The sequence below is a fragment of the Leptospira yasudae genome (assembly GCF_003545925.1).
GTDB classification, from domain to species: domain Bacteria; phylum Spirochaetota; class Leptospiria; order Leptospirales; family Leptospiraceae; genus Leptospira; species Leptospira yasudae.
Map to the genome: position 1 here is coordinate 550,098 of NZ_QHCU01000002.1, position 23,174 is coordinate 573,271.

Annotated in this window: 19 protein-coding genes; 8 read left to right on the forward strand and 11 right to left on the reverse strand. The window is 46.3% G+C overall.

Annotated elements, in window-relative coordinates; all coding sequences use genetic code 11:
• Nucleotides 1-14: 14 nt before the first annotated feature.
• From DLM76_RS07845 to DLM76_RS07860, 4 genes are all read left to right on the forward strand, one after another.
• The gene (locus DLM76_RS07845; protein ID WP_118954128.1) at nucleotides 15-1,007 is read left to right on the forward strand and encodes an SPFH domain-containing protein; all 993 of its coding nucleotides are present in this window, start codon (nucleotides 15-17) and stop codon (nucleotides 1,005-1,007) included.
• A 3-nt stretch (nucleotides 1,008-1,010) separates the two neighbouring features.
• Nucleotides 1,011-2,360, forward strand: coding sequence for a threonine synthase (gene thrC, locus DLM76_RS07850; protein WP_118964849.1), 1,350 nt, complete (start codon nucleotides 1,011-1,013; stop codon nucleotides 2,358-2,360).
• A gap of 99 nt (nucleotides 2,361-2,459) precedes the next feature.
• Nucleotides 2,460-3,185 carry a hypothetical protein gene (locus DLM76_RS07855; protein WP_118954126.1) on the forward strand — a complete coding sequence of 242 codons (726 nt, stop codon included), beginning with the start codon at nucleotides 2,460-2,462 and terminating at the stop codon, nucleotides 3,183-3,185.
• 11 nt (nucleotides 3,186-3,196) lie between these two features.
• The gene (locus DLM76_RS07860) at nucleotides 3,197-4,270 is read left to right on the forward strand and encodes an LIC10486 family protein (RefSeq protein WP_118954125.1); all 1,074 of its coding nucleotides are present in this window, start codon (nucleotides 3,197-3,199) and stop codon (nucleotides 4,268-4,270) included.
• 233 nt (nucleotides 4,271-4,503) lie between these two features.
• Here the strand turns inward: DLM76_RS07860 and leuS are convergent, their stop codons facing one another.
• Both leuS and DLM76_RS21690 read right to left on the reverse strand, forming a co-directional pair.
• Complete coding sequence (gene leuS / locus DLM76_RS07865) at nucleotides 4,504-7,095, reverse strand: leucine--tRNA ligase (protein WP_118964850.1); 2,592 nt, start codon at nucleotides 7,093-7,095, stop codon at nucleotides 4,504-4,506.
• A gap of 8 nt (nucleotides 7,096-7,103) precedes the next feature.
• Nucleotides 7,104-7,271, reverse strand: coding sequence for a hypothetical protein (locus DLM76_RS21690; protein ID WP_167450739.1), 168 nt, complete (start codon nucleotides 7,269-7,271; stop codon nucleotides 7,104-7,106).
• Nucleotides 7,272-7,572: 301 nt separating this feature from the next.
• Between DLM76_RS21690 and DLM76_RS07870 the strand changes: the two genes are divergently transcribed.
• Nucleotides 7,573-8,352, forward strand: a complete 780-nt coding sequence (locus tag DLM76_RS07870; protein WP_118964851.1) for an ABC transporter ATP-binding protein — start codon at nucleotides 7,573-7,575, stop codon at nucleotides 8,350-8,352.
• Complete coding sequence (locus DLM76_RS07875; RefSeq protein ID WP_118964852.1) at nucleotides 8,349-10,886, forward strand: ABC transporter permease; 2,538 nt, start codon at nucleotides 8,349-8,351, stop codon at nucleotides 10,884-10,886. The genes DLM76_RS07870 and DLM76_RS07875 overlap by 4 nt, the downstream gene beginning before the upstream one ends.
• 7 nt (nucleotides 10,887-10,893) lie before the next feature.
• Here the strand turns inward: DLM76_RS07875 and DLM76_RS07880 are convergent, their stop codons facing one another.
• The 8 genes from DLM76_RS07880 to DLM76_RS07915 form a co-directional block, all read right to left on the reverse strand.
• Nucleotides 10,894-11,181: a hypothetical protein gene (locus tag DLM76_RS07880; protein WP_118954597.1), complete on the reverse strand. Its 288-nt coding sequence runs from the start codon at nucleotides 11,179-11,181 to the stop codon at nucleotides 10,894-10,896.
• A 106-nt stretch (nucleotides 11,182-11,287) separates the two neighbouring features.
• Nucleotides 11,288-11,836, reverse strand: coding sequence for a YqgE/AlgH family protein (locus DLM76_RS07885; RefSeq protein ID WP_118954121.1), 549 nt, complete (start codon nucleotides 11,834-11,836; stop codon nucleotides 11,288-11,290).
• A gap of 23 nt (nucleotides 11,837-11,859) precedes the next feature.
• Nucleotides 11,860-12,828, reverse strand: a complete 969-nt coding sequence (locus DLM76_RS07890; protein WP_118954120.1) for a Gfo/Idh/MocA family protein — start codon at nucleotides 12,826-12,828, stop codon at nucleotides 11,860-11,862.
• A 115-nt stretch (nucleotides 12,829-12,943) separates the two neighbouring features.
• Nucleotides 12,944-14,062 (reverse strand): molecular chaperone DnaJ, encoded by a 1,119-nt coding sequence (gene dnaJ / locus DLM76_RS07895; RefSeq protein ID WP_118954119.1) that lies wholly within the window; start codon nucleotides 14,060-14,062, stop codon nucleotides 12,944-12,946.
• 218 nt (nucleotides 14,063-14,280) lie between these two features.
• A complete protein-coding gene (dnaK, locus tag DLM76_RS07900) occupies nucleotides 14,281-16,215 on the reverse strand; it encodes a molecular chaperone DnaK (protein WP_118954118.1) in 1,935 nt (644 codons plus the stop codon).
• Between the two features lie 34 nt (nucleotides 16,216-16,249).
• Nucleotides 16,250-16,888 (reverse strand): nucleotide exchange factor GrpE, encoded by a 639-nt coding sequence (gene grpE / locus DLM76_RS07905; RefSeq protein WP_118954117.1) that lies wholly within the window; start codon nucleotides 16,886-16,888, stop codon nucleotides 16,250-16,252.
• A 13-nt stretch (nucleotides 16,889-16,901) separates the two neighbouring features.
• Nucleotides 16,902-17,930, reverse strand: coding sequence for a heat-inducible transcriptional repressor HrcA (gene hrcA, locus DLM76_RS07910; RefSeq protein WP_118954116.1), 1,029 nt, complete (start codon nucleotides 17,928-17,930; stop codon nucleotides 16,902-16,904).
• A gap of 327 nt (nucleotides 17,931-18,257) precedes the next feature.
• A complete protein-coding gene (locus DLM76_RS07915; RefSeq protein WP_118964853.1) occupies nucleotides 18,258-18,785 on the reverse strand; it encodes an RBBP9/YdeN family alpha/beta hydrolase in 528 nt (175 codons plus the stop codon).
• Nucleotides 18,786-19,054: 269 nt separating this feature from the next.
• Here DLM76_RS07915 and DLM76_RS07920 point away from each other — a divergent pair, with 269 nt between their 5' ends.
• Both DLM76_RS07920 and DLM76_RS07925 read left to right on the forward strand, forming a co-directional pair.
• Entirely contained in the window at nucleotides 19,055-20,863 is a 1,809-nt protein-coding gene (locus DLM76_RS07920; protein WP_118954114.1) for a PASTA domain-containing penicillin-binding protein, read from the forward strand.
• Nucleotides 20,864-20,884: 21 nt separating this feature from the next.
• The gene (locus tag DLM76_RS07925) at nucleotides 20,885-22,807 is read left to right on the forward strand and encodes a motility associated factor glycosyltransferase family protein (protein ID WP_118964854.1); all 1,923 of its coding nucleotides are present in this window, start codon (nucleotides 20,885-20,887) and stop codon (nucleotides 22,805-22,807) included.
• Between the two features lie 85 nt (nucleotides 22,808-22,892).
• On the opposite strand, the gene DLM76_RS07930 is transcribed toward DLM76_RS07925, so the two are convergent.
• The gene (locus DLM76_RS07930; protein WP_118964855.1) at nucleotides 22,893-23,150 is read right to left on the reverse strand and encodes a hypothetical protein; all 258 of its coding nucleotides are present in this window, start codon (nucleotides 23,148-23,150) and stop codon (nucleotides 22,893-22,895) included.
• Nucleotides 23,151-23,174: the final 24 nt, after the last annotated feature.

The window sequence follows — 23,174 nt, forward strand, 5'->3', positions numbered from 1 at the left end:
AAAGGAAATAAACCATGGCATTGATTGATGTAATAAAATACGAGGGACAACCCGGAGAAATCGTTTGGAAATTTCCGAGAAACGATATCAGTCACTTCGGTCAACTCGTCGTAAACGAAAGTCAGGAAGCGGTCTTTTTCAAGGAAGGAAAGGCTCTCGACGTTTTCGGACCGGGAACGCACACGTTAAAAACCGGAAACATTCCGATTCTCGAAAAACTCGTAAACTTGCCGTTCGGCGGACAAACCCCTTTCACGGCGGAAATCGTCTATGTGAACAAATCCGTGATCAACATGACCTGGGGAACTCCGGCTCCGATTCAGATCGAAGATCCGAAATATCATATCACTCTCGGATTAAGAGCATTCGGAAATTATAATATTAAGGTCATCGATTCCAAATCCTTCGTAAACACCGTTGTAGGAACGCAGCAGAGATTCAACCACGACGGAGTGGACAAACTTCTCAAGCCGATGGTGGTCACGAGACTCAGCGATTTTATCTCCGAAGTCGTATTAAAAAACGGGGTTCCGATCACTCAGATCGCGCAACATCTCGAAGAGGCTTCCGCCGCCGGGAAAACGAAAACCCAGCCGGACTTCCAAAAATACGGACTCGAGGTCGTAGACTTCTTCATTCAATCGATCAACTTCGATCAGAACGATCCGAACTTCCAAAAGATTCAGAAAATTCTCACCGATAAATTCGAGATCGATACGATGGGCAACATGTATCAGCAAAAGAGAATGTTGGACATCGGCGAAGCGGCCGCGAGCAATCCGGGCGGTTCCGCAGGAGAGGGAATGAGCGCCGGGATGGGTCTTGGAATGGGAATGAACATGGCCGGGATGATGGCCAACATGATGGGTCAAAACCAAGGCGGAGCAAAACCGGCAGCGGAAGACGCGACGGCAAGGCTCGCCAAATTGAAAACCCTTCTGGATGGGGGACTCATCACTCAGGAAGAATTTGATACCAAAAAAAAGGACATTTTGAATTCTATCTAAAATATGGTCTCCACTCTTACCCGATACAAAGCAGAATTTGAATGTATTAACGACTCTTGCAAAACTCGATACGATCTGAACGAAATCGTTTACGAGTGTAAAAAATGCGGAAGTCTTCTCCAGGTCTCGCACGACTTGGACGCGCTCAAAACCGTATCGGGTCAGGAGTGGAAAAATCAATTCGACTCCAGATTCCGCTCCGTAAAGTTTCCGAATTCTTCCGGAATTTGGAACAAGAGAGAATGGGTTCTTCCTCATATCGAGGACAAGAACATCGTAACCTCCGGAGAAGGTCTTACCCATCTTTTCACTTCCGATCGATTGACCGAAAGTCTCGGGCTCGGAAGTTTTTATGTGAAACAGTGCGGAATTTCGCACACGGGTTCCTTCAAGGATCTCGGAATGACGGTCTTATTATCCCAAGTAAAACACATGATCGCATCGGGTGTTCCGATTCATGCGGTGGCTTGCGCGAGTTCGGGTGATACTTCCGCGGCGCTTGCGTCTTACGCCGCTAAGGCGGGAATTCCCGCGATCATCTTCTTACCAGCGGGGAAGGTTTCTCAAGCGCAGTTGATCCAACCGGTTTCCAACGGAGCCAAGGTGATCGCACTGGATACGGACTTTGACGGTTGTATGCAGATCGTCAAAGAAGTGACTCGCGAAGCGGGAATCTATCTCGCAAACTCGATGAATTCTTTGCGGATCGAAGGTCAAAAAACGATCTCCGTGGAAATCACGCAACAGCTTGAATGGAACGTTCCGGATTGGATCGTGATACCGGGAGGAAATCTCGGAAACGTTTCCGCTCTCGGAGCCGGATTCGAAATGATGCTTTCCCTCGGGTTGATTTCCAAATTACCGAGAATCGTTTTGGCGCAAGCGGAACACGCAAATCCGTTGTATCTTTCCTACTTAAAGAATTTTGAAAGTTTCGAACCGGTCGCGGCAAAAACGACGCTCGCTTCCGCGATCCAGATCGGAAATCCGGTTTCGATCCAAAAGGCGATCAAAACCCTCAAAAAATTCAACGGAGTCGTCGAACAAGCCAGCGAATCCGAGTTAGCCGATGCGGCCGCAAAAGCCGATCTCTTCGGTTTATACAACGATCCGCATACGGGAGTTGCGTTGGCGGCTTTGAACAAACTCGTCAAAAAAGGAACGATTGCAAAAGGGGAGAATGTGGTCGTAATTTCGACGGCGCACGGATTGAAATTCACCGAATTCAAACTTCAATTCCACGACGGTAAAATTCCGGGAACCGATTCTAAGATTGTGAACTCCATTCATCGGATCGAGCCTAATGCGACAAAGGTCGTCGGCCTGATTCGGCAATTGTTACATCTCGGATAAACTTTTTTCGTCCGAAATTTTGGAATTTTTTTAAGACTTTTTTTCCTAATTATTTTTTTTTCGTCGAAACTGGGAAGTTTTTCGTCATATCTCTAATCCATGAGGGATTTTGACGACGTATCAGCCGACTTTCAAATGGAAGTCGATTCTGCGATTTCGAAAGAAATTCCCATTTCCCTCATCACGTACGTCCTCACACCGAAGGGCGAGAAAAAACTCAAATACATCATTCAAGGAATTCTCACCCGATACGATCGTCTCGATCTTACCGAACTTTTATACACGTCTTCGAAGGAATTGATCGTAAATGCGACAAAGGCCGCGATCAAACGGATCTTATTCAAAGAATCGAAACTGAATATCGAATCGACCGAAGACTACGCTCGAGGGATGGAATCGTTTCACAGCAGTTTAAGCGACAAAAAGTTCCCATTTTATAGAGAGAAAATGAAAGAACATGATCTGACGATCAAAGTAACCTTTTATTTTAACGAACATAGAATCATTTTGAAGATATTAAACAACTTTCAGCTTACCGATCAGGAAGAAAAGAGGGTTCGGGAGAAGTTTCGCATTTCACGAGACTTCGACAATCTCTTCGAGTTCTTTATGAAGTTCGGCGATTCCACGGAAGGTGCGGGACTCGGAATTACGATGGTGGAAATTCTAGTTGCACAGAGCGGATTTGACAGGCACCTGTTTACGATTTACAGTAGAAAAGGGATTTCCCAGACTGTTGCCAGAGTCGAAATCCCGCTCAGAGAGGATTACATTCCGAGAAGATTGAAGTTCGCCCGAGGGCAGAATTTCGCTTCGAGTGTGTAGAATGAGGACGAATGGAACCGAGCAATCAAGTAAATAAATTACAGGAACAAGCGAATCTTATGAATCTTGCGCTTGAGTCCGTGTTAACGGAAGATCAAGCCGTTGAATTGATCCAAGGAAAGATCCGGGATGCTTTCTTATTAAAAATCAGAATCGATATCGAAAACAGAAGCGGCGCGGTAATCGCGATCGTCAGTAAATATAAAAACGACGTCATTGAAATCTTCTCCTTATTTTCGAACTCATCGTTGATCCGTAAAATCCGAAGCTTTGAAGACTCCGCTGCGTTCGCTCTCGACATGATCGAAGCGGCAAAGTCAGAACCTTTCGATCCCGGTCTTTCAGACAGCATCGGAAGAATCGTCTATTCCAAACTTACGAAAGCAGTATTAGAATCTTCTTATGCGAATTGGGAAAAGAACGACGCTTCCAGCTTTGTAAACATTCTTGAGAATCAGATCAAAACTTCTTTGAAGGTGAATCAGGTTCGGATTCAGGCGGACGTCGAATTCTTATCCAGTCCTAAGTTCAGAGCGAAGAACGTTTTTGCCGGAATTATTCCCGCAGTAAACAGACCTTCGGAAGAACCCGCCATCGGACAAGTTCCCGAAAGCCAGGAAAAAACTCCGGTTCAAAGACAGATCGAACAATTCCGGAAACCGTTCGGGAGAGTGATTCTTTCCAAAACCGTTCTTGCCCCCGTAGGAGGAGTGGACTTCGACGAATTAACCGAAGGTGATAAGTTGTATTTTCAATTGCCGACCGGATCCATGGATGAAAAAGCGATGGCGAAGACTCTCGGAGGTTTTGACGAAGCGGGAAATCCGAAAAACGTCATCGGAGAATTTATCGGAATCGCCGCAGGCAAAGGTGAATATCATATCTTCGCGAAAGGACCTTCCGGCGTTTTACTGCAAGCGTTTGAAGAGCGTCCCGTGCGACTTGCGAAAGTGAAAACCAAATCCGCTTCTTCCTCGCCGGCGCCCTCTAAGGTTGAATCCGGAGGCGGTGGTTCCTTGGGTATGATCATCGTGGCCGGTGTGGTGATCGTTGTGGGTCTGCTCGTTTTTTTAATTATGAAGTAGATTTATATGTCGTTGGTTCCTTAAAATGTAGGATCTACTACATTTTAAGGATCGTTGGTTCGGGCGAGGTTTGCAGCTCGCTTGTCGGCGCAAATTTGTAGGAACTACTACGAAATAATTTTCCGAAAAGTTTGCGGTTTGTTCCATTCTTCGTTTGTCGGAGAAAGTTTTGTAGGAACTACTACGCGACGATTTTTCGGAAAACGTATGAGTTCCTACATTCTCAAAAAAAATCAACTGATTACGATATTGACGAGTTTGCCGGGAACGTAGATTTCCTTTCGAATCGTTTTTCCTTCCAAGATCCCTTTGATCTTATCCAGATTTTTAGCCAATCCGATCGCGTCCGCTTGAGAAACGTCCTTCGGCGCTTTGAACTCGTCTCTGAGTTTTCCGTTCACTTGAACCACGATTAGAATCTCGGATTCAACGAGATATTGAGGATTAGCCTCGGGAAATTTTTCGTAGGTTAGCGATTCTTTTTTGCCTGCGCGTTTCCAGAGTTCTTCCGCTAAGTGAGGGGCGAACGGAGCCAAAAGAAGAATAAACGGTTCCAACGCTTCTTTCGGTCTGCGGTCGGTCGGAGTGAATTCGTTCACAAAGATCATCAGCTGCGAAATCGCGGTGTTAAACGAAAAGTTCGGAATGTCTTCGCTGACTTTTTGAATCGTCTTATGGAGTATTTTCAATTCTTCCGGTGTTGCGGGTGTTTCGTCCAAACGAAAGGATTCTCCCTCGCCTGTGTGAAAGAGTCTCCAGATCCGATTTAGGAAACGGAACACGCCTTCCACGCCTCTCGTGCTCCAAGGTTTGACCATTTCCAACGGTCCCATAAACATTTCGAAAAGTCGTAAGCTGTCTGCGCCGTATTCTTGAATGACGTCGTCCGGGTTGACTACGTTTCCAAGGGATTTGGACATCTTGCGTTTGTCTTCTCCGAGGATCAAACCTTGGTGAATCAATTTCGCAAACGGTTCCTGTGTGGAAACGACTCCGATATCGTATAAGAATTTATGCCAGAACCTAGAGTAAAGAAGGTGAAGCACCGCGTGTTCGGAACCGCCGACATACAAATCCACGGGCATCCATTTCTTTTCCAATTCCGGATCGCAGAAAAGTTTTCCGTTTTTCGGATCGATATAACGCAGATAATACCAGCAGGAACCCGCCCATTGAGGCATCGTGTTCGTTTCTCTGGTTCCGATTTCTCCCGTCGACGGATCCTTATATTTCAGCCAATCTTTCGCGAGCGCAAGAGGGGATTCTCCGGTTCCGGAAGGTTTAAATTCTTCTAAATTAGGAAGTTCTAATGGAAGTTCCGATTCCGGAATCGGTTTCGTCACTCCCGAAGGATAATGAACGAGTGGAATCGGTTCTCCCCAATATCTCTGTCTTGCAAAAAGCCAGTCCCTCAGTTTGAACTGGATCTTTTTCTTTCCGATCTTCTTGTTTTCCGCCCACGCGATGATTTTGGAAGAAGCGGACGGATAATCGAGTCCGTCGATGGAGATTTCGGAGGAGGATGAATGGATGCACTTGGAAGTTTTGGAATCGAAAGCCGCGTCTACGATTTCACCTTCGATGACGGGAAGAATTTTTAATCCGAACGTCTTTGCGAACTCATAGTCTCTTTGATCGTGTGCGGGAACGGCCATGATCGCTCCGGTCCCGTATCCGTATAACACGTAGTCGCTGATCCAAACCGGAATTTTCCGAGTCGGATCGGCCGGGTTGAGAACGTAAGAACCAGTGAACACACCGGACTTTTCCTTGGTGAGTTCCATACGATCCAAATCGCTCTTCAAGGAAGAAGCTTTTTGATATTCTTCCACCTTTTGTTTTTGTTCGGGTGTCGTGATCTCCGCAACGATCGGATGTTCGGGCGCTACGACCATATAAGTCACGCCGAAGATCGTATCGGGTCTTGTGGTAAAAATTCGAATTCCGTCCAATCCGCTCGCAAGAGGAGTAGGAAACGGAAACGTGATTTCGAGACCTTCGCTTTTACCGATCCAATTCTTCTGCATTTCCAAAGTGGAAGGAGGCCATTGAACCAGTTTGAGATCTTCGAGAAGACGATCCGCGTATGCGGTGATTCTCATCATATATTGGCGCATCGGTTTACGAATGACTTCGTAACCCTTGCCGACCCATTCTTCGACTTCTTCGTTTGCAAGGACCGTTCCCAGGGCTTCACACCAGTTTACGGGGATTTCTGCCTGATATACCAGTCTAAAGTCGGACAGGATCTTTTCCTGGTCCGCTACGGAGGATTGTTTCCATTCTTCGGCTGAGAATTCTCTATAATCCAGTCCTGCGGAGCCTTTTACGGAGAATCGTTGTATGAGTGCGTCTATGGATTCCGCCTTGTTTGACTCGGGATTGAACCAGGATTGATAGAGTCGAACGAAGATCCACTGCGTAAATTTGTAATAATCCGGATCGGTCGTGGACAATTCACGGGACCAATCGTAAGAAAGCCCGATCATCTGGATCTGGCGGCGAAAATTATCGATATTATTCTTTGTCGTGATCGCGGGATGGACGCCGGTCTGCATCGCATAACGTTCCGCGGGAAGTCCGAAGGCGTCCCAGCCCATCGGATGCAGAACTTCAAAACCCTTCATTCTTTTGAAGCGGGAAAGAATGTCCGTCGCCGTGTAACCTTCCGGGTGACCTACGTGAAGTCCGGCTCCGGAAGGATAAGGAAACATATCCAAGCAGTAGAATTTCGGTTTAGCAGACCGGATGTTTGTCTGAAAGCTTTTGTTATCTTCCCAGTATTTTTGCCAAAAGGATTCTACTTCCTGAAACGGATATTGCATTTGGATCCTTACTTTCTTACGGAGTCGATTACCTTGATCAATCTTTGAAACGTCTTACTCAAACAAGTTTTGCAAAGATCGTATTGGTAAAGTTGTGCGACTTTTGATCTGCATCCGGTGCAAGTCAAGAGATGGTTTTCCTTTGTATCGGTTTGTTTTTCTTCGAGTAATTGCATTTTGCTCCCAGACTTATCCATGCTGATTTGTTTATTTACAGAGTGTCAATAAATCCGGAAAGAAACGTGATCCAACAACATCCCTTCCCGGCAGATCGGAGATTACGTTATAAAAACCGGGTAGTTTAGAGTCAAAAAAAATTAGCCGACGGTGATCAGAAATAGATGGAATTTTTTTTAAAAAAAATAAGATCTTTTGTTTTATGTGGAATGCTTTTTAAAAAACGAGTTTCCAATGGTTGATAGCCGATCGATTGGAAATTTATTTCTTTTTTAAATCGTATAAGGAAAGGTGTTTCGTTTGCTACAAGTAAAAAATCTCAACAAGTCCTATTTAGTTTCCGGAAAGAAACTCGAAGTATTAAAAGACGTTTCTTTTCAGATAGAAGAGGGAGAATTCATCGCGATCATCGGTCCTTCCGGTTCGGGAAAGTCCACATTGCTCGCAATTTCAGCAGGTTTGGATCGTCCGGACGATGGAGAAGTCGTTCTAGACGGAATTCCGCTTCTACAAAAGGAAGAAGACGAGCTTGCAAAGTTGCGAGGAGAGAAAATCGGATTCATCTTTCAGAACTTTCAGCTCATAAAGTCTCTCAACGCGTTGGAAAATGTCTCTTTACCTCTCGTATTAAACTCGAAACTCTCTTCCGCTCAAATTAGGGATCAAGCGATGTTCTGGTTGGACAAGGTTTCCATGAAGGAAAGAGCTTCTAACTTTCCCGGTCAGCTTTCGGGAGGAGAAGAACAACGCATCGCGATCGCAAGATCGTTCATTCACAATCCGAAAATTCTTTTTGCGGACGAGCCTACCGCAAATTTGGATAAGAAGAACGGCGAGATGGTAATGAATCTTCTCGCGGAACTCAATCAAAGAACTTCCTCTACGTTGATCGTAGTAACGCACGATCGTTCCGTCGCCGATCTGGCCGATCGTGTATTAGGAATGAGTGATGGACGGATCATAAAAGAAGTTCGTAAGACAACGAAGACTTCTAAAACGAAATCGGCGGCAAAGAATCGGACTTCCAAAAGTCCGCAGCGTTCTTCCTCAAAGAAAAAGTCCGTTTCTAAAAAAAGATGAAATTCAATCTACTCATTCAATCCATTCTCCGCGACTTCCGATCCAGAAAAAGTTCCGCCTTGCAGATCGTTCTGGCGATCGCGATCGGAACCGGCTCCGTTACCGCGATTCACGCCTACAGGGAAGAATTGAGCCGTTCCATTTTAAAGGAAGCGCGCAACCTTATGGGCTCCGATCTTCTCGTTCAGACCTCTTCTCCGCTTACCAAAGAACAGAAAGAATTTATGTCCTCTCGTCTTCCAAAAGGCTCGGAAACGTCGGAACTCGTGCAGTTTGCTTCTATGCTGCGAAACAAGGAAAACGACGAAACGACGCTTTCCCTTATCAAAACGATGTCGGGCAGTTTTCCGTATTACGGTGAAATCGTCACCGAGCCTCCGGGCGCTTACCGCAAACTCAAAGAAGGGGAAATCCTTCTCGAAGAAAGCCTGATTAAGAATTTAAAACTGAAACTCGGATCTTCGGTTTCTCTGGGAGAACGGGACTTTATCTTAAAAGGTAAGGTTTTGAAGGAGCCGGGAATCGCAGGAAGTTTTCTTTCGATGGCGCCTACTTCGATCATCTCCGGTTCTTCTCTCGCTTCCACGGGTTTGGAACAAAGGGGTTCGAGGATCAGTTATCTCGTTCCGATAAAACTGAAAGATCCTTCGATCGCGGGAAAATACAAGGAAGCGAACTTCAAAGAGTATATTCAAAAAGACTTAACTCTTTACGATTCAACGGAAACGAATTCCGGTTCGCGCAAATTTTTGACGAACACCTTGGATTTTTTCAGTCTTCTCGGTTTGTCCGCGTTCTTTTTAGGAGGAATTTCGATTCTTCTTGCGAGTCGAGCCGGAATCCGCGAAAAGTCGGGTGCGCTTGCCGTGTTGAAGTGTTTGGGTGCGAGTCCTAGAACGGTGAGTTTGATCGTTTTGGGAGAATTGTTTTTCTTTTCTTTGATCGGTTCCGCTTTTGGACTTTTACTCGGAAACGTTCTGTTGAATTGGATTCCCGATCTCGCGGGAGAGGACATTCTTAGTTTTCATCCCGTGATCGGATGGTCTTCGTTGTTGTGGGGATTGCTGATCGGAATTCTGATTCCGTTTTTCTCTTCCGCGGAATCTCTGATTACGATCCGATCTCTCAAGCCGATTCTCGCGCTCAAACAGGAATTTCAGGAAGAAGCCAATCGGATTCCCAAGTTTAGAATCACGCAGATCGCGGGTTATCTGATTCTTTTTCTGATCTTCTTCGCGCTTGCGTGGTGGGAAACCGAAAGTCCGTGGAAGGGATTGATCCTTTGTTCGGTGCTTTTGATTCTTCCGTTGATCGTGTTTCTTGTATATTCCGGAATTCGAATATTTATTTCCCGTTTTCGGGACAAACGGGAGTTTACACCGTTTGCGAGATTTATCATCGGAAAATTCGACAGACCCGGAACGACATTGTCCCTTTCCGTCATCGGACTTACGAGTTCTTTGTTCATTCTTCTTTTGTCTTTGATCGTAAGCGAAAGTCTTTTGGAATACAGCGGAGCCAAGGATAAGGAAAGAAGACCGAATCTTTTCGTAATGGATATTCGCTCCGAACAAAAAGAACACTTCGAAGAAGTAGTCAAGGAATTCGGGGCCGAGAAGGTCATCGTCGCTCCGGTCATCGGAGCAAGGTTGTCCAAGATCAACGGCGAAACGATCAAAAAGGACGAAACCGAATCTTCCGCGTTAAAACGCGATTGGAGATCCACGGCAAGAACCAGAGAATACTTTCTCTCGTATCGAAACGAACCGTATCCCACCGAAAAAATCGTAAGCGGAGATTTTTGGAGAAAGGGAGAAGAGGATCAAATCTCCGTGGAAAAGGAATTCTCCACGCATTTGAAAGTGAACTTAGGAGACAGTTTGTCGTTCTTAGTCGGCGGTGTGGAAGTGACGGGCGTGATTCGAAACTTCAGAACGGTGAATTGGGCGGACATGAGACCGAACTTCGTCGTATTGTTTTCGAAGGGTATTTTGGAAAAGGCGCCGAGTTATTATCTGAGTTCGTTGCGTCTCGAATCCGAAGAGAAACGATACGATCTGCAGAAGAATCTCGTTTCGAAATATCCGAATCTTACGATCATCGATACGGATAAGGCAGTTCGCGCATTCCTGGGAATTTTGGAAAAAATTTCTTTCACGATTCGATTGATGACCTGGCTGATTTTAGGAGCTTCTTTACTTTTAGTTTTGACGGCTTTGAATTCGAGCCGCAAGGAAAGGATCGAAGAAACGACTTTGTTGCGGATCATCGGAGGAACTTCCTCCTTTTTGAAAAAGGTCTTTTTGTGGGAAGGAATTCTGCTCGGAACGTTTTCGTTTTTACTGGCTTTGCTGTTGGCTTGGATCGCGAACGAGATCATCAGCCAGAAAGTTCTCGAGATAGAACCTTCTCATCCTTGGGTCGAATATCTGCTCGCGTACTTGTTTACGATTTTTGCAACTACGGTCGTGTATTATCTGAACTTACGGGGAGAATGGAAAAAACCCCCCGTAAGTTTTATGAAATCGATTTGAAAATTTCTTATCGGCCGAACGCGAAAAGTTCGGAAGCGGTAAGGTTGTTCTTAGCGGAACAAACCTTGTAATTGGAAGCGGAAGGACAAGAAGCGGTGCCTCCGACCTTGCATCCCTTGTCCTGACATTTCTTTCTGTTGTCGAACGTATCCGAGCCGGTAAATCTGCAATAGTCTCTGCAGACATCGGCGGAACCGGAAGTGCAGATATAACATCCGTCCGCCGAAAGTTCTTGGATGAAGAATAAAGAAAGAAGAACGGTGAGAACAAAGAACGAAGTTTGGAATTTTTTCATCATATACCTCTCGGTTTTTTGATCCTAAAAATTCGAACTTCTTTGTAAAGGCGAAAAATCGGAATCGATTTGCAAGACGGCGTTCTTACGAACGCCATTTCTGTAATCAGTTCAACATCGGATCTTTCGTGTGTTCGACGAAGTATTTATAGATTCCGCCCTTGCTTTTAAGGGCTTCTTGCCAGGTCGTTTCCGGATCTTGATTTAAAACGAAATCCTTTGTCGCTTCGTGAACGACCCAAGACTTGCGGCTCATCTCCGTTTCCAACTGCCCCGCACCCCAACCGGAATAACCTTGATAGACGTGGAACTTGGACTTGGAATCCAATAACTCCAGCAACGTATCGAAACTTCTCGCGAGATACAAACCGGGAATCACTTCGATGCCCGGTTGAGAAATCGTGTTGTCTTCGTGCAGCACGGAGATGAACGTCGGGTCGACCGGACCGCCGGAATAAATCGGAAGGATACGGCTTACGTGATCGGGGATTCCCTGAATTACGTCTCCGATGGACGCTTCCTGTTTTTTATTCAGAACCAAACCGAAGGCGCCTTGACTGTCGTGTTCCACCATCAGGATTACCGTCTGGTTGAAATAATCCATGACAATCGAAGAATTGGAGATTAGAATTTTACCGTTGTAAGTTTCTTCCATACTTGAACCAATCTTAGACCGGGTTACTTTTTAGACGTTCCGTGGATTTCGGAAAGAATCTGATATGCGATTTCCAGAGTGGAAACGTCCGAACCGCGGGTTACGATCGGATCGGTTTCCTTTCTGATACAACGGATAAAATGTTCGTGTTCCTGTTTGAGCGGATTGTCTTTGTGAACGAAGATTTTTTCCACGATGGATTCTTGGCGGTATTTGATTTCTTCGGATAAAAGAAGAATGTCGGACGTAGCCTGTCTATGAAGTTCGATTTCCTGATCCGTAAAATCGAGCATGATATAAACGTCTTTTTGCGTGATGTTTAGCGTCCGTATTTTGGCCTGAGTCGCTCTCGAAGCGATGATGCTTGCGAGACATCCGTTTTCGAATTCGATCACCACGTTCGCGATGTCTTCGTGATTGGAAAGAACCTTGGTTCCGGATGCGGAAAGTTTTTTAACGGGAGAATTGACGAGATTCAACACGATGTCGATATCGTGGATCATCATGTCGAGAACGACGCCGACGTCTTTGATTCTCGGATTAAACGGAGCGAGTCTTCTGGATTCGATGAGCAAAGGATCTTTTACGATCTTGCCCAATTCCAAAACGGCGCCGTTGAATCGTTCCACGTGACCGACGAGAAGAACGAGATTCTTATCCGCGGCGAGTTTTACGAGTTCCTTGGCTTGTTCGGTGGTTTCCGCGATCGGCTTTTCCACTAACACGTGTTTGCCGGCGAGAAGCGCTTTTTTCGCGATTTCATGATGTAAAAACGTGGGAACGGCGATCACTAACGCGTCCACTTTAGAGATCAACTCGTCGATCGTAGGGAACGCGGAGGTTTTGTGTTTTTCCGCGATTTGTTTCGCTCTTTCCAGATCCGCGTCGTAGATTCCCACCAATGCGGCGTCGTTCAGAGTTTTTGCGACGTTCACATGATATTGGCCCATGTGTCCGGTTCCGATCACACCGAGTTTTACTCTTTCAGTCATTGTACTTCCTTTTTATTTTGCGCTTTGATGCGCCTTCGGTTTTCCCGATTTTCATAAAATGAAAAAACCGGTCTTCCTTTTCCTCTTACGAAGAATGGAAGACCGGATCTTTTTTTTATTTAGTAAAGATTTTTCCCTTCGAACCGGGAATGTTTTCTCCCGATTCTCTCGCGAACTCTTCGATCAATTCTTTCTGTCTTCTCGTGATCTTTTTCGGAATTTCGATCTTCACGACTACGTGCTGATCTCCTTTTCCATACGCTCCGAGATACGGCATTCCGTGACCTTTCAATCGGAATACTTGGCCCGACTCGGTTCCTTCCGGAATTTTCATCTTCGCCTTTTTACCGTCGATGGTCGGTACTTCTATCTCCGCTCCGAGGATCGCTTGCGCTAAGCTGATTTTGCGAACGAGAATGAGATCGTTTCCTTCGCGGCTGAACAATTCGTGTTTTTTAATATGTGTTACCACATACAAGTCGCCGTGAGGTCCGCCGTTCGGTCCCGCTTCACCTTCTCCCGAAACTTTCAATCGGGAACCGGTTTCGATTCCGGGCGGAATTTTGATATTGATCGTTCTGCGTTTTTCCTGCAGACCTTGTCCGCCGCAGGACTTGCATGGATTGGAAATCGTGGTTCCCTTTCCTCTACAAGTAGGGCAGGTGGTTGCTACGGAAAAGAAGCCTTGCGTTCTTCTGATTTGTCCCGAGCCTCCGCAATCCGCGCAGGTTACGGGAGTGCTTCCTTTGGCGGCGCCGGAGCCGTTGCATTCGGTGCAGGATTCCAATCTTGGAATTTCGATTTTGTATTCTCTTCCAAGAGCCGCGTCTTCCAAAGAAACTTCTAAGTTATAGCGTAAGTCGGAGCCGCGTTGCGGACCGGATCTTCTTCCGCCGCTGAAACCCCCTCGGCCGCCTCCGCCGAAGAAATCACCAAAGATATCGCCGAAGTCTCCGAAGATATCGGAGAAGTCCGTATATGCGCCTTGACCATATCCGGCCCCTCCGGCGCCAACGCCGGCCTTACCGAATTGATCGTAAGCCTGACGTTTTTTTGCGTCTCGGAGAACCTCGTAGGCTTCCGTGGCTTCTTTGAATTTTTCTTCGGATTCCTTATCACCCTTGTTCTTATCCGGATGATATTTGATCGCTAACTTACGATAGGCGGATTTAATTTCCTCGTCGCTCGCGGTCTTGGAAACTCCAAGAATATCATAGTAACTTCTTTCACTCATTGTTTCTTTCCAAGGTTGCATTGAAGCGGACTTTTAGATTCCGATCGATCTTCAACGCAATCGATGATTCCGATAATTGCCGCGCGCGAAACTTTCATTGGAAACTCCGCGCGCGACTAAAACTCAATGGTTCTTACAGCGTATTGAAAGCCTTGTTTTCCTTACGGAACAAGATCCGCTGCAAGGTTCCCTCCAATGCAAGAGCATCGGAAGGGTTCTTATTTTTTCTCATCATCCACTACGGTATAATCCGCGTCGACGACCTTTTCCCCGCTGTTCGCGGAATTGCCTTGATCGTTCGGTCCTTGACCTGCCGATCCCGGGCCTTGTTCTGCACCCGGAGCGCCGCCTTGCGAATAGATCTTCGTAGCGATGTCGGAAGCGATTTTAGAAATCGAAGCTTTTGCGGATTCGATTCTCGCTTTATCGTTGCTCTCGATCGCTTCGCGAGCGCGTTTGATTTCGTCGGTTGCGAGTTGTTTTTCGCTTTCTCCGATTTTATCTCCCGCTTCGTTTACGGTTTTTTCAAGAGAATACGCAAGCGTGTCTAACTCGTTCTTCGCTTCGATGACTTCTCTCTGAGCCTTGTCCGCAGCCGCGTGCGCTTCCGCATCTTTTACCATCTTCTGGATTTCGTCTTCGGACAATCCGGAAGAAGATTCGATACGGATCTTTTGTTCCTTACCGGTTCCAAGATCCTTCGCGGATACGTGAGCGATTCCGTTCGCATCGATATCGAAGGTTACTTCGATTTGAGGAACTCCTCTCGGTGCGGGCGGAATTCCGATCAGATCAAAACGGCCAAGCGTTCTGTTTGCGGAAGCCATTTCTCTTTCTCCCTGGAGAACGTGGATCGATACAGCGGATTGATTGTCAGCCGCAGTGGAGAACACTTGCGATTTCTTGGTAGGAATCGTAGTGTTTCTTTCGATCAACTTGGTCATCACTCCGCCGAGAGTTTCGATTCCGAGTGAAAGCGGAGTTACATCCAACAGAAGAACGTCGGATACTTCTCCCGCTAAAACCCCGCCTTGAATCGCAGCGCCGACCGCCACAACTTCGTCCGGGTTTACGGATTTGTTCGGCTCTTTTCCGAAGATCTGTTTTACCAGTTCTTGAACCGCAGGAATTCGGATCGAACCTCCGACCAAAATCACTTCATTGATATCGGAAGCTTTCAGTCCCGCGTCGCGAAGCGCATTCTCACAAGGAATACGCGTGCGATCTACGAGAGATTTCGTAAGTTGATCGAACTTCGCTCTTGTAAGAGTCATGTCCAAGTGTTTCGGACCGGATGCATCCGCGGTGATAAACGGAAGATTGATCTGAGTGGACATCGTTCCGGAAAGTTCGATCTTCGCTTTTTCAGCGGCTTCTTTCAATCTCTGAACGGTATTCTTATCAGCGGAGATGTCGATTCCGGTTTGATTTTTAAACTCGGAAATCATCCATTCCATGATCGCCATGTCGAAGTCGTCCCCTCCGAGGTGTGTGTCCCCGTTGGTTGACTTCACTTCGAATACTCCGTCCGCGAGTTCGAGGATGGAAATATCGAACGTTCCACCGCCTAAGTCGTAGACCGCGATTTTAGAATTGATATTCTTCTTATCAAAACCGTATGCAAGCGCCGCAGCGGTCGGCTCGTTGATGATCCGTTCCACTTCGAGACCCGCGATTCTTCCCGCGTCCTTGGTCGCCTGACGTTGTTCGTCGTTGAAGTAAGCGGGAACGGTGATCACCGCTTTGGTTACTTTTTGACCGAGGTAATCTTCCGCGGTTTGTTTCATCTTCATGAGAACGCGCGCCGAAATTTCCTGAGGAGTGAATTCTCCCGCGGAAGTTTCAAACTTAACGCCTTCGTTCCCCGAACGTACGACTTTGTAGGAAACGTGTTTCAGTTCGGATTCCACTTCGCCGTGTCTGCGTCCGATGAATCGTTTCGCGGAACGGATCGTGTTGGCCGCATTGGTGATCGCTTGGTTCTTCGCGAACTGGCCCACCAGGGTTTCTCCTTTTGCCGTAAATGCTACGATGGAAGGAGTTGTTCTCGCTCCTTCGGAGTTTTGAATAACGACTGGGTCCCCACCTTCCATAACGGAAACGACCGAGTTGGTTGTTCCTAAGTCGATTCCTATAATCTTTTCTTTGGACATTGTTTTCTCCTTTATACTTTCCCTGAGATTCTAATTATGACTTGGGTTTTCCGATCCGGACCCTTGCAGGACGGAGCGTAAACTTGTCTTCGTTTTCCTTGTAGTAATAGCCGGGTTGATACACGTCTATCACCGTCTCTTCCGAATACTGATCGCCTTCTTCCGAGGAAAGGGCTTCCATCGACATAGGGTCGAAGGATTCTCCCTTCGGATCGAAACGAACCACATTCGATTTTTCTAATACGGAATAGAATTCCTTGAGAATCATCGTGACTCCGTCCACGAAAGGTTTTAATTCTTCCGATGGATTTTGGGTCGCTCCGACTCTTTCAAGGTTGTCGATCGGGTTCAAGAAACCGCTCACGAGGGATTTTACCGCTTCTTTACGGATCGAGGTAAATTCCTGTGCGGAACGGCGTTTGAAGTTTTGAAATTCCGCTCTTTCTCTCGCCCAAGAATCCTTCAGCGATTCGACTTCTTTTTTTGCGGCTTCGAGTTCGGCTTGAAGCGCGTTGGCCGGATCCGGCGTCGAAGATTGTTCGGTTGTCTGTGTTGATTCTTCAGAATTCATGTTCTCTACTTTAGTTTCCTCTAATGTTACTGCTTGAGAATTTTTCTCGTTGGCCTTTTCTTCCTGCGAAGTTTTGTTTTCCGAATTCGAATTGTCGGCCATACATTCTTCTCCCTTATTTACTAATGCGGGTCACCATTTCGGAGACGAGCTTGGACGTGAAGTCCACCAGAGGCAACGCTCTGTTGTAATCCATTCTCTGCGGTCCGATGATTCCGAGCGCTCCGATCTTTTTCTCTCCCATCTTATAGTTGGAAGTGATGATGGAAACCCCGGACATCGATTGATCTCCGTCCTTTCCGATGATCGTATAAACTCCGTCCTGATCGATGTAATCGGAAAAGAATCCTCTCAAAAATCCCTGATCGTCCAGAAGCGAAAGAACCTGTGAAAGTTGTTCCTCTTCGTCCCGGAAGTTCGCGTAGAGATTTTTAAATCCGTCGATATACAGCGTGACTTCGGAATTGTCCGGAGTCATCGCGGAAGAAATCAGACCTGCGATTCCGCCGAAATCTTCGGGTCCGTCCCTGCGGACCATCAGCTTAGGAATGATAATATTCTGAATTTCGTATATATCATATCCTCTCAGGTTATCGTTCAGATACTTAGAAACCTGATAGAGCGCTTCCTGAGAATAATTCCGATCCACGAAAATATTTCTATGTTGAACGGTTCCCGATCTCATCACGAGGATCATCAGGATCTCGTCCCCGTGAACGTGGATGAGTTCGAGATGTTTCAGCGTGTCCAAATTCTTGGCCGGACCGATTACGATTCCCGCCGCGTTCGAAAGCGAAGAAAGCACCGAAGCGGTCGCTTTCAAAATCTGATCCAGCTTGAACTGCATCTTCAGATATTCTTCCTGAATGCGTTGTTTCTCTTTGAGGGTTAACTCGTAGAGAATCACAAGTGAATCCACGTAGAAACGATAGCCTCTCTCCGTTGGAATTCTTCCTCCCGAAGTGTGTCGGGATGCGAGATAGCCGTAATCTTCCAGATCCTTCAATACGGTCCGGATCGAAGCCGGTGAAAGTCCGATATCATGTTTGTCGTACAGAGTCTTGGAGCCTACGGGTCGGTTCTCCTGAATAAACTCGTCTACAAGGGCTTTCAGAATTCGTTTATGACGTTCTGTGAGATCCATACTATTTCTGGCACTCTGAATGTTAGAGTGCTAATCTATACAATTAGTTTCCGAATTCCGAATAAAAATGTCAAGGAAGAAAGTAATTCAGAGTGGAATCGGCTTTAAATTCCGATTTTTTTTGGCATCGAAGTGAGGAGAGTGCCGGAATGTTGCTTTAATAAGGGACAGAATTCAATCCAAAGCCGGATGGGGCGTGCGTGATTTGAGAAAGTTTCGGGTTGTTGAGGGAACTCCTCCGGAATCTGAGAGAGATTTTGCGTGGTTGAATTCTGTGGGAGATCCTACATTTTTCGGAAGGCCGTAGTTCCGACCTTCACCCAAAAGTTACGGGAGAAGTCTGGAATAAATCCGAAACCCTTCTTCCCAATCTCCCAAATTCGATTGGCTGTTGATATGACCTTTTTCCCCGATGTTCACGGCTTCGAGTCCCCAGAGCGCTGCGAGTTTTTGAGAGAATTCCGCGCTCGAATACGGATCATTTTCACTGTAGACCAGAATTCCTGGGATTCCCAAATTCGTTTGTGGGAACTCCTCAAATCCGTCCAGACCTTTGGGAAATACGGTCGATTTAGGATCGGGCGGGGCAACGAGCAAAAGAGCTCCAACTCGATCTTGAATCTTCGAATGGGAATTTGCAATCAGCAAACAGCCAAGGCTATGTCCTACAAGAATCGGATTCTTCCCGTTATCGGAAGCGTCGAGCTGTTCGAGAAGATTCTTTTCCCAGTCCGAATGAACCGGTTTTTCCCAATCTTTTTGCTGGACCCGAATAAAGCCGTGTTTCTGTTCCCAATGCGTTTGCCAGTGGTCCGGCCCTGAATTGGAGATTCCTGGAATTAGGTAGGTTTTCATTTAGATTTCGCCTTCGTGAGAATTGTGGGAACTCTTACGTTTTCCGAGAATCACGCCGTAGTTCCGACCTTCGCCGAAAGAATCTGCCTTTTACAGTCTTCCTTGTCAATGTAAATTCGTTAAAACGGAATAAAATCTTTTATAACAGACTTAATTTCTGATCCTAATTCCGTCCTTTCTCCAGAATCCTTCTTTAAAACCGCGAACGGTTTTGGATCGAAAACAAGACTTTCCGAATTTCAGCCATCCGACGATCTTATAAATACAGGATGAATTCTCGCAAAACCAGACTCACGATTCTATTTTCTTTTCTCTGTATTCTTTTCTGCATTCTCATCGGACGGGTTGTATTTCTCACCTTTTTCAACGAAAGAGAAGTCATTCTGAAAACGGGAGATCGCATCATGCGCGGCGCGATTTATGATCGAAGAGGAATCGAACTCGCGATGACCGTCGACGCGGCGACGATCGGAATTTATCCGGCAAACATATACGATCCGAATTTTACCGCGGTTCAACTCGCGCCGTATCTGGAGATGTCGCCTGACAAGATCGAGGCGATGATCCGTGAAAAGAGCCGTTACTTTCTGTTAAAACGCGAGATCGACGAAACCCTCGGAAATAAGATCATGGATCTTTCCTTGCCCGGCGTACGAAGGGAAAAAGAATACAAACGCGTTTATCCGCACGGAAATCTCGCCTCCAGTCTCGTGGGTTTTACGGGAATGGACGACGATCGCGCACTTTCCGGATTGGAAGTTCAATACAATCAGGATCTGATGACTCCGACCGAAGCCGATTCTTCCCGCGGAAGCAATCTTCATCTAACGATCGACGGATTGATTCAATACAAATTGGAAAAGGCGCTTGCCAAACGATTTGAAGAAACGGGATCGAAGAAGGCGATCGGAATTCTGATGGAGATCAACACGGGAAAAATTTTGGCCTCGGCTTCTTTTCCCGCGTTTGATCCGAATCAATACAACGAATCGGGGGAGGATTCCCACACGAACTGGGCGATCCGTCACGTCTACGAACCCGGTTCAACGATGAAGATCTTTCTCGCATCCGTATTGTATAATGAAAATCTAATACGTCCCGATGAGAAGTTTCATTGCCCCGGTTACGTCGAACTCGGAAAAACGAAGATCAAATGTACGGACGCGCACGGACATTTGAACTTGGAGGAGATTCTTCAGTATTCCTGCAACGTGGGAATCATCAAAGCCTCTCAAAGAATTCCGGAAACATTATTGTACGATTATATGAAAAAGTTTCAATTCGGAGAAAAGACCGGATTCCTTCCGAACGAATCCGTGGGATATTTTCCTCCGTTGAAAAAATGGACTCCCGCGACTTCCATGTTTATGGCGATCGGACAAGGGATTTCCGTGACTCCGATCCAACTCGTCGCTTCGGCCGCTTCGGTCGTGAACGGAGGGAGAATGCTCACGCCCCGTGTGGTTTCTCATTTCAGCGATTCCTACGGAGAAATTCTTCACGAGTTTAAAACGCAGGAAACTCCGATCGGAATCCGCGAATACACGACGGAACGAATTCTCAGAGCGATGACGAGAGTCGTTCAATCGGGAACGGGAAAGAACGCATACATCCAGGAATATTCGATCGCCGGGAAAACGGGAACGGGACAAAAGGCCGTATCGGGAAAAGGATATGTGGAAGGTTTGTGGTCCGCTTCGTTTCTCGGGTTCTTTCCGGCGGAGCGACCGAAGATCGTGGGTTTGATTCTTTTCGACGAACCCAAAGGCGGAACACATTCGGGAGGAGGACTTGCCGCTCCCGTTTTTAGGGAAGTTGTAGAGAACATCATTCCGATCATAGAACAAGGGGAACGAACTCTCAACGTTTCTCTCAAACGCTTTCAACGAAAGAATGTAAAACCCGCAGACGTCGGAACGATCCCCGATTTGATCGGCAAAAGCAAACGGGAATCCTTGGAAATCGTAAGACCTCTCGGAATTCCGGTGAAGTTTCACGGAAGCGGATTCTGTTACGATCAGGAACCGGCTCCGGGAAAAAAGATCGGCGACGGAAGATTGAATCTGTATTTTAAGTAAATCGTATATTCTAAAAATAAAATGTATTCTCCCGTGGACGAATCGGTTCTTCAAAAAAATTTAAGCGCATTGTCCGCGATTTCTCCTTCGATTGCGGAAAAGGTTGCGCGGATCGGCGCGTCTTCGATGGAAATCAAAACTTCCAAAACGGGACTTCCGGTATTGATCGCGGACGGAATCGCGCTGCACAGTTTGATGGATCCGATCACCGAATCCAAACGGCTTCTGGACGGACTTAAAAAAGAGGACGAAGAAAGGGTGTTTCTTTTTTTCGGCGCCGGAATCGGTTACGTCGTTCGGGAAAGTCTTCAATGGAAGAATGTAACTTCCGTTTGGATGGAAGCCGAGCCGGACGTTCTGCGTTATGCGCTTTCTTGTTTTGATTATTCTCCGTTTTTGGAATCGGGAAAACTTAGAATCCTTTTGACTCCGATTTTAGAACAGGATTTGTATGCGGCCTTTCGGGGAATTTCCGGTTTTCCGATCAGTTTTATTCCGCATCGCGGAAGCAATCAGTGGAAAAAAGATTCGTACGAAGAACTTCGTTTTATCTCGGAAGGTTTTTTTCACAAGAAGGACGTGAATATTTCCACGCTGACCCGGTTCGAAAGAATCTGGACTCGGAATTTTATTTCCAATCTTCCCGAGCTTTCGCGAATGCAGCCCGTTCGTTCTTTGTTCGGAATCTGCAAGGGAAAAACGGATATACTCGTTTGCGGAGCGGGGCCTTCCCTTATTCTTTCGTTGAACGAAATACGAACGTACAGAAATAATTTCCTATTGATCGCCGTGGATACGGCGCTGATGGTTCTTTGGAACGCGGGCATCGATCCCGATCTCGTTTTTTCGGTCGATCCTCAGGCGCTCAACGCGAAATATCTGGAAGGTTACGAAGGAAACGCAAAGATCGTTTTCGATCCGACTTCTTCGTATCATACTTTGCGTCTTCCCGGAACATTCAAAAAAGGTTATTTTACTTCTTCTCCCTTTCCTTTGATTAAAATTCTTTCCTCCAAGCCGGAAGATGAAATCGGCGCGATCGATTTCGGAGGTTCCGTCTCTACGAACGCGGTCAGTCTTGCGGAAAAGATGGAAGCGAGAAACATTCTGTTGATCGGTCAAGATCTTTCGTTTCCCGATCGGCTTGCGCATTGCAAAGGCGCGGTCTTGGAGGAACGGCTCAATCACATCGAATCCAGAAAGCTAAGAAGGGAATTTCACAATCACAAACAGATGACCGCTCTTCCCGTAAAACGCGCCAAGTCGATTCGAGGCGGAGAAATTCGAACCAACGAAAAACTTCTTATCTTCAAAAAATGGTTCGAAGAACATCCGAAACGAAATCCCTGGTTCAACTTCGGAAAGGACGGAGTCGTGTTGGAAGGGATTCCGAACGAGGATCTTTCCAAATACATGCAAGAAACGGAATGTGATTTATCGTTCGTTCGAGCGGTTCGCGGTTCGATAGGTCGAATCGCGGAAGGGAACGATGAAACGAATACGACCGCGGCCGGTGCCGATTCGACCGTAACCCGCATCGATCTGCAAAAGAGAATTCTTACCGAGCTAAAAGTATTGTTCGGCCAGCTCCAAGGTTTTTCCGAAAAAGTCACCCGCGGAAGAATTCTCTCCGACCGTTTGTATTCTCAGATCCGCGCCGAAGACAAGTTTAAGGATCAGATTCTCAAAAACCTCAAAGAAATGGATCAGATCGACGAAGAGGTTTCTTCCCGAAAGGGTCTGACCGAAATTTTGGGAATGAGCATTCAGAGAACGGTTCTGATGATCACCGAAGGTTATGAAGGCGGTCTGACTTTGGAAGAAAAGAAAAACGAAAGACTCGGCGTAGCGAAGAAAAGTCTTTTGTTGTATCAGGGTTTGGAAGAAGCATGTAAACTGCATTCAAAGCAGATCGGAAAGTCGATCGCCCGGATTTCGAGTTGATCGCCTTTCCAATCGTAATATTGTAATAGTTTCTGTTTATGTATAAACCGGTTTTCTGTAACGTTAGTCTATTATTTCTTACAATTTAAAGACTCGGGTCAGCTTGACATATCGTATTCCATTGCGCTTCGATACAAACATACGTTTGTTTTTTGTTGCAGCCCTTGACTTCAAAAGCCCCGCCACCTAATTTCCGAACCGTTACATTTTCTTCCGCACATTGTGTTTCGTTTACGAATCGATCCCGTGCAACTCCGGCCGAACATTGGATGACCGTTACAAAAAGAACAACTGCGATGAACGTTTTAAAGAATACTAAAGTATGGTTTTTTGAAAGTTTCATTCAAATCCTTCACAAATAATTTGA

Excerpts from the sequence above, each read along its gene's own strand:
- DLM76_RS07845 (WP_118954128.1), top strand. The coding sequence starts at position 15 with ATGGCATTGATTGATGTAATAAAATACGAGGGACAACCCGGAGAAATC.
- thrC (WP_118964849.1), top strand. The coding sequence starts at position 1,011 with ATGGTCTCCACTCTTACCCGATACAAAGCAGAATTTGAATGTATTAAC.
- DLM76_RS07855 (WP_118954126.1), top strand. The coding sequence starts at position 2,460 with ATGAGGGATTTTGACGACGTATCAGCCGACTTTCAAATGGAAGTCGAT.
- DLM76_RS07860 (WP_118954125.1), top strand. The coding sequence starts at position 3,197 with ATGGAACCGAGCAATCAAGTAAATAAATTACAGGAACAAGCGAATCTT.
- leuS (WP_118964850.1), bottom strand. The coding sequence starts at position 7,095 with ATGCAATATCCGTTTCAGGAAGTAGAATCCTTTTGGCAAAAATACTGG.
- DLM76_RS21690 (WP_167450739.1), bottom strand. The coding sequence starts at position 7,271 with ATGCAATTACTCGAAGAAAAACAAACCGATACAAAGGAAAACCATCTC.
- DLM76_RS07875 (WP_118964852.1), top strand. The coding sequence starts at position 8,349 with ATGAAATTCAATCTACTCATTCAATCCATTCTCCGCGACTTCCGATCC.
- DLM76_RS07880 (WP_118954597.1), bottom strand. The coding sequence starts at position 11,181 with ATGAAAAAATTCCAAACTTCGTTCTTTGTTCTCACCGTTCTTCTTTCT.
- DLM76_RS07885 (WP_118954121.1), bottom strand. The coding sequence starts at position 11,836 with ATGGAAGAAACTTACAACGGTAAAATTCTAATCTCCAATTCTTCGATT.
- DLM76_RS07890 (WP_118954120.1), bottom strand. The coding sequence starts at position 12,828 with ATGACTGAAAGAGTAAAACTCGGTGTGATCGGAACCGGACACATGGGC.
- dnaJ (WP_118954119.1), bottom strand. The coding sequence starts at position 14,062 with ATGAGTGAAAGAAGTTACTATGATATTCTTGGAGTTTCCAAGACCGCG.
- dnaK (WP_118954118.1), bottom strand. The coding sequence starts at position 16,215 with ATGTCCAAAGAAAAGATTATAGGAATCGACTTAGGAACAACCAACTCG.
- grpE (WP_118954117.1), bottom strand. The coding sequence starts at position 16,888 with ATGGCCGACAATTCGAATTCGGAAAACAAAACTTCGCAGGAAGAAAAG.
- hrcA (WP_118954116.1), bottom strand. The coding sequence starts at position 17,930 with ATGGATCTCACAGAACGTCATAAACGAATTCTGAAAGCCCTTGTAGAC.
- DLM76_RS07915 (WP_118964853.1), bottom strand. The coding sequence starts at position 18,785 with ATGAAAACCTACCTAATTCCAGGAATCTCCAATTCAGGGCCGGACCAC.
- DLM76_RS07920 (WP_118954114.1), top strand. The coding sequence starts at position 19,055 with ATGAATTCTCGCAAAACCAGACTCACGATTCTATTTTCTTTTCTCTGT.
- DLM76_RS07925 (WP_118964854.1), top strand. The coding sequence starts at position 20,885 with ATGTATTCTCCCGTGGACGAATCGGTTCTTCAAAAAAATTTAAGCGCA.
- DLM76_RS07930 (WP_118964855.1), bottom strand. The coding sequence starts at position 23,150 with ATGAAACTTTCAAAAAACCATACTTTAGTATTCTTTAAAACGTTCATC.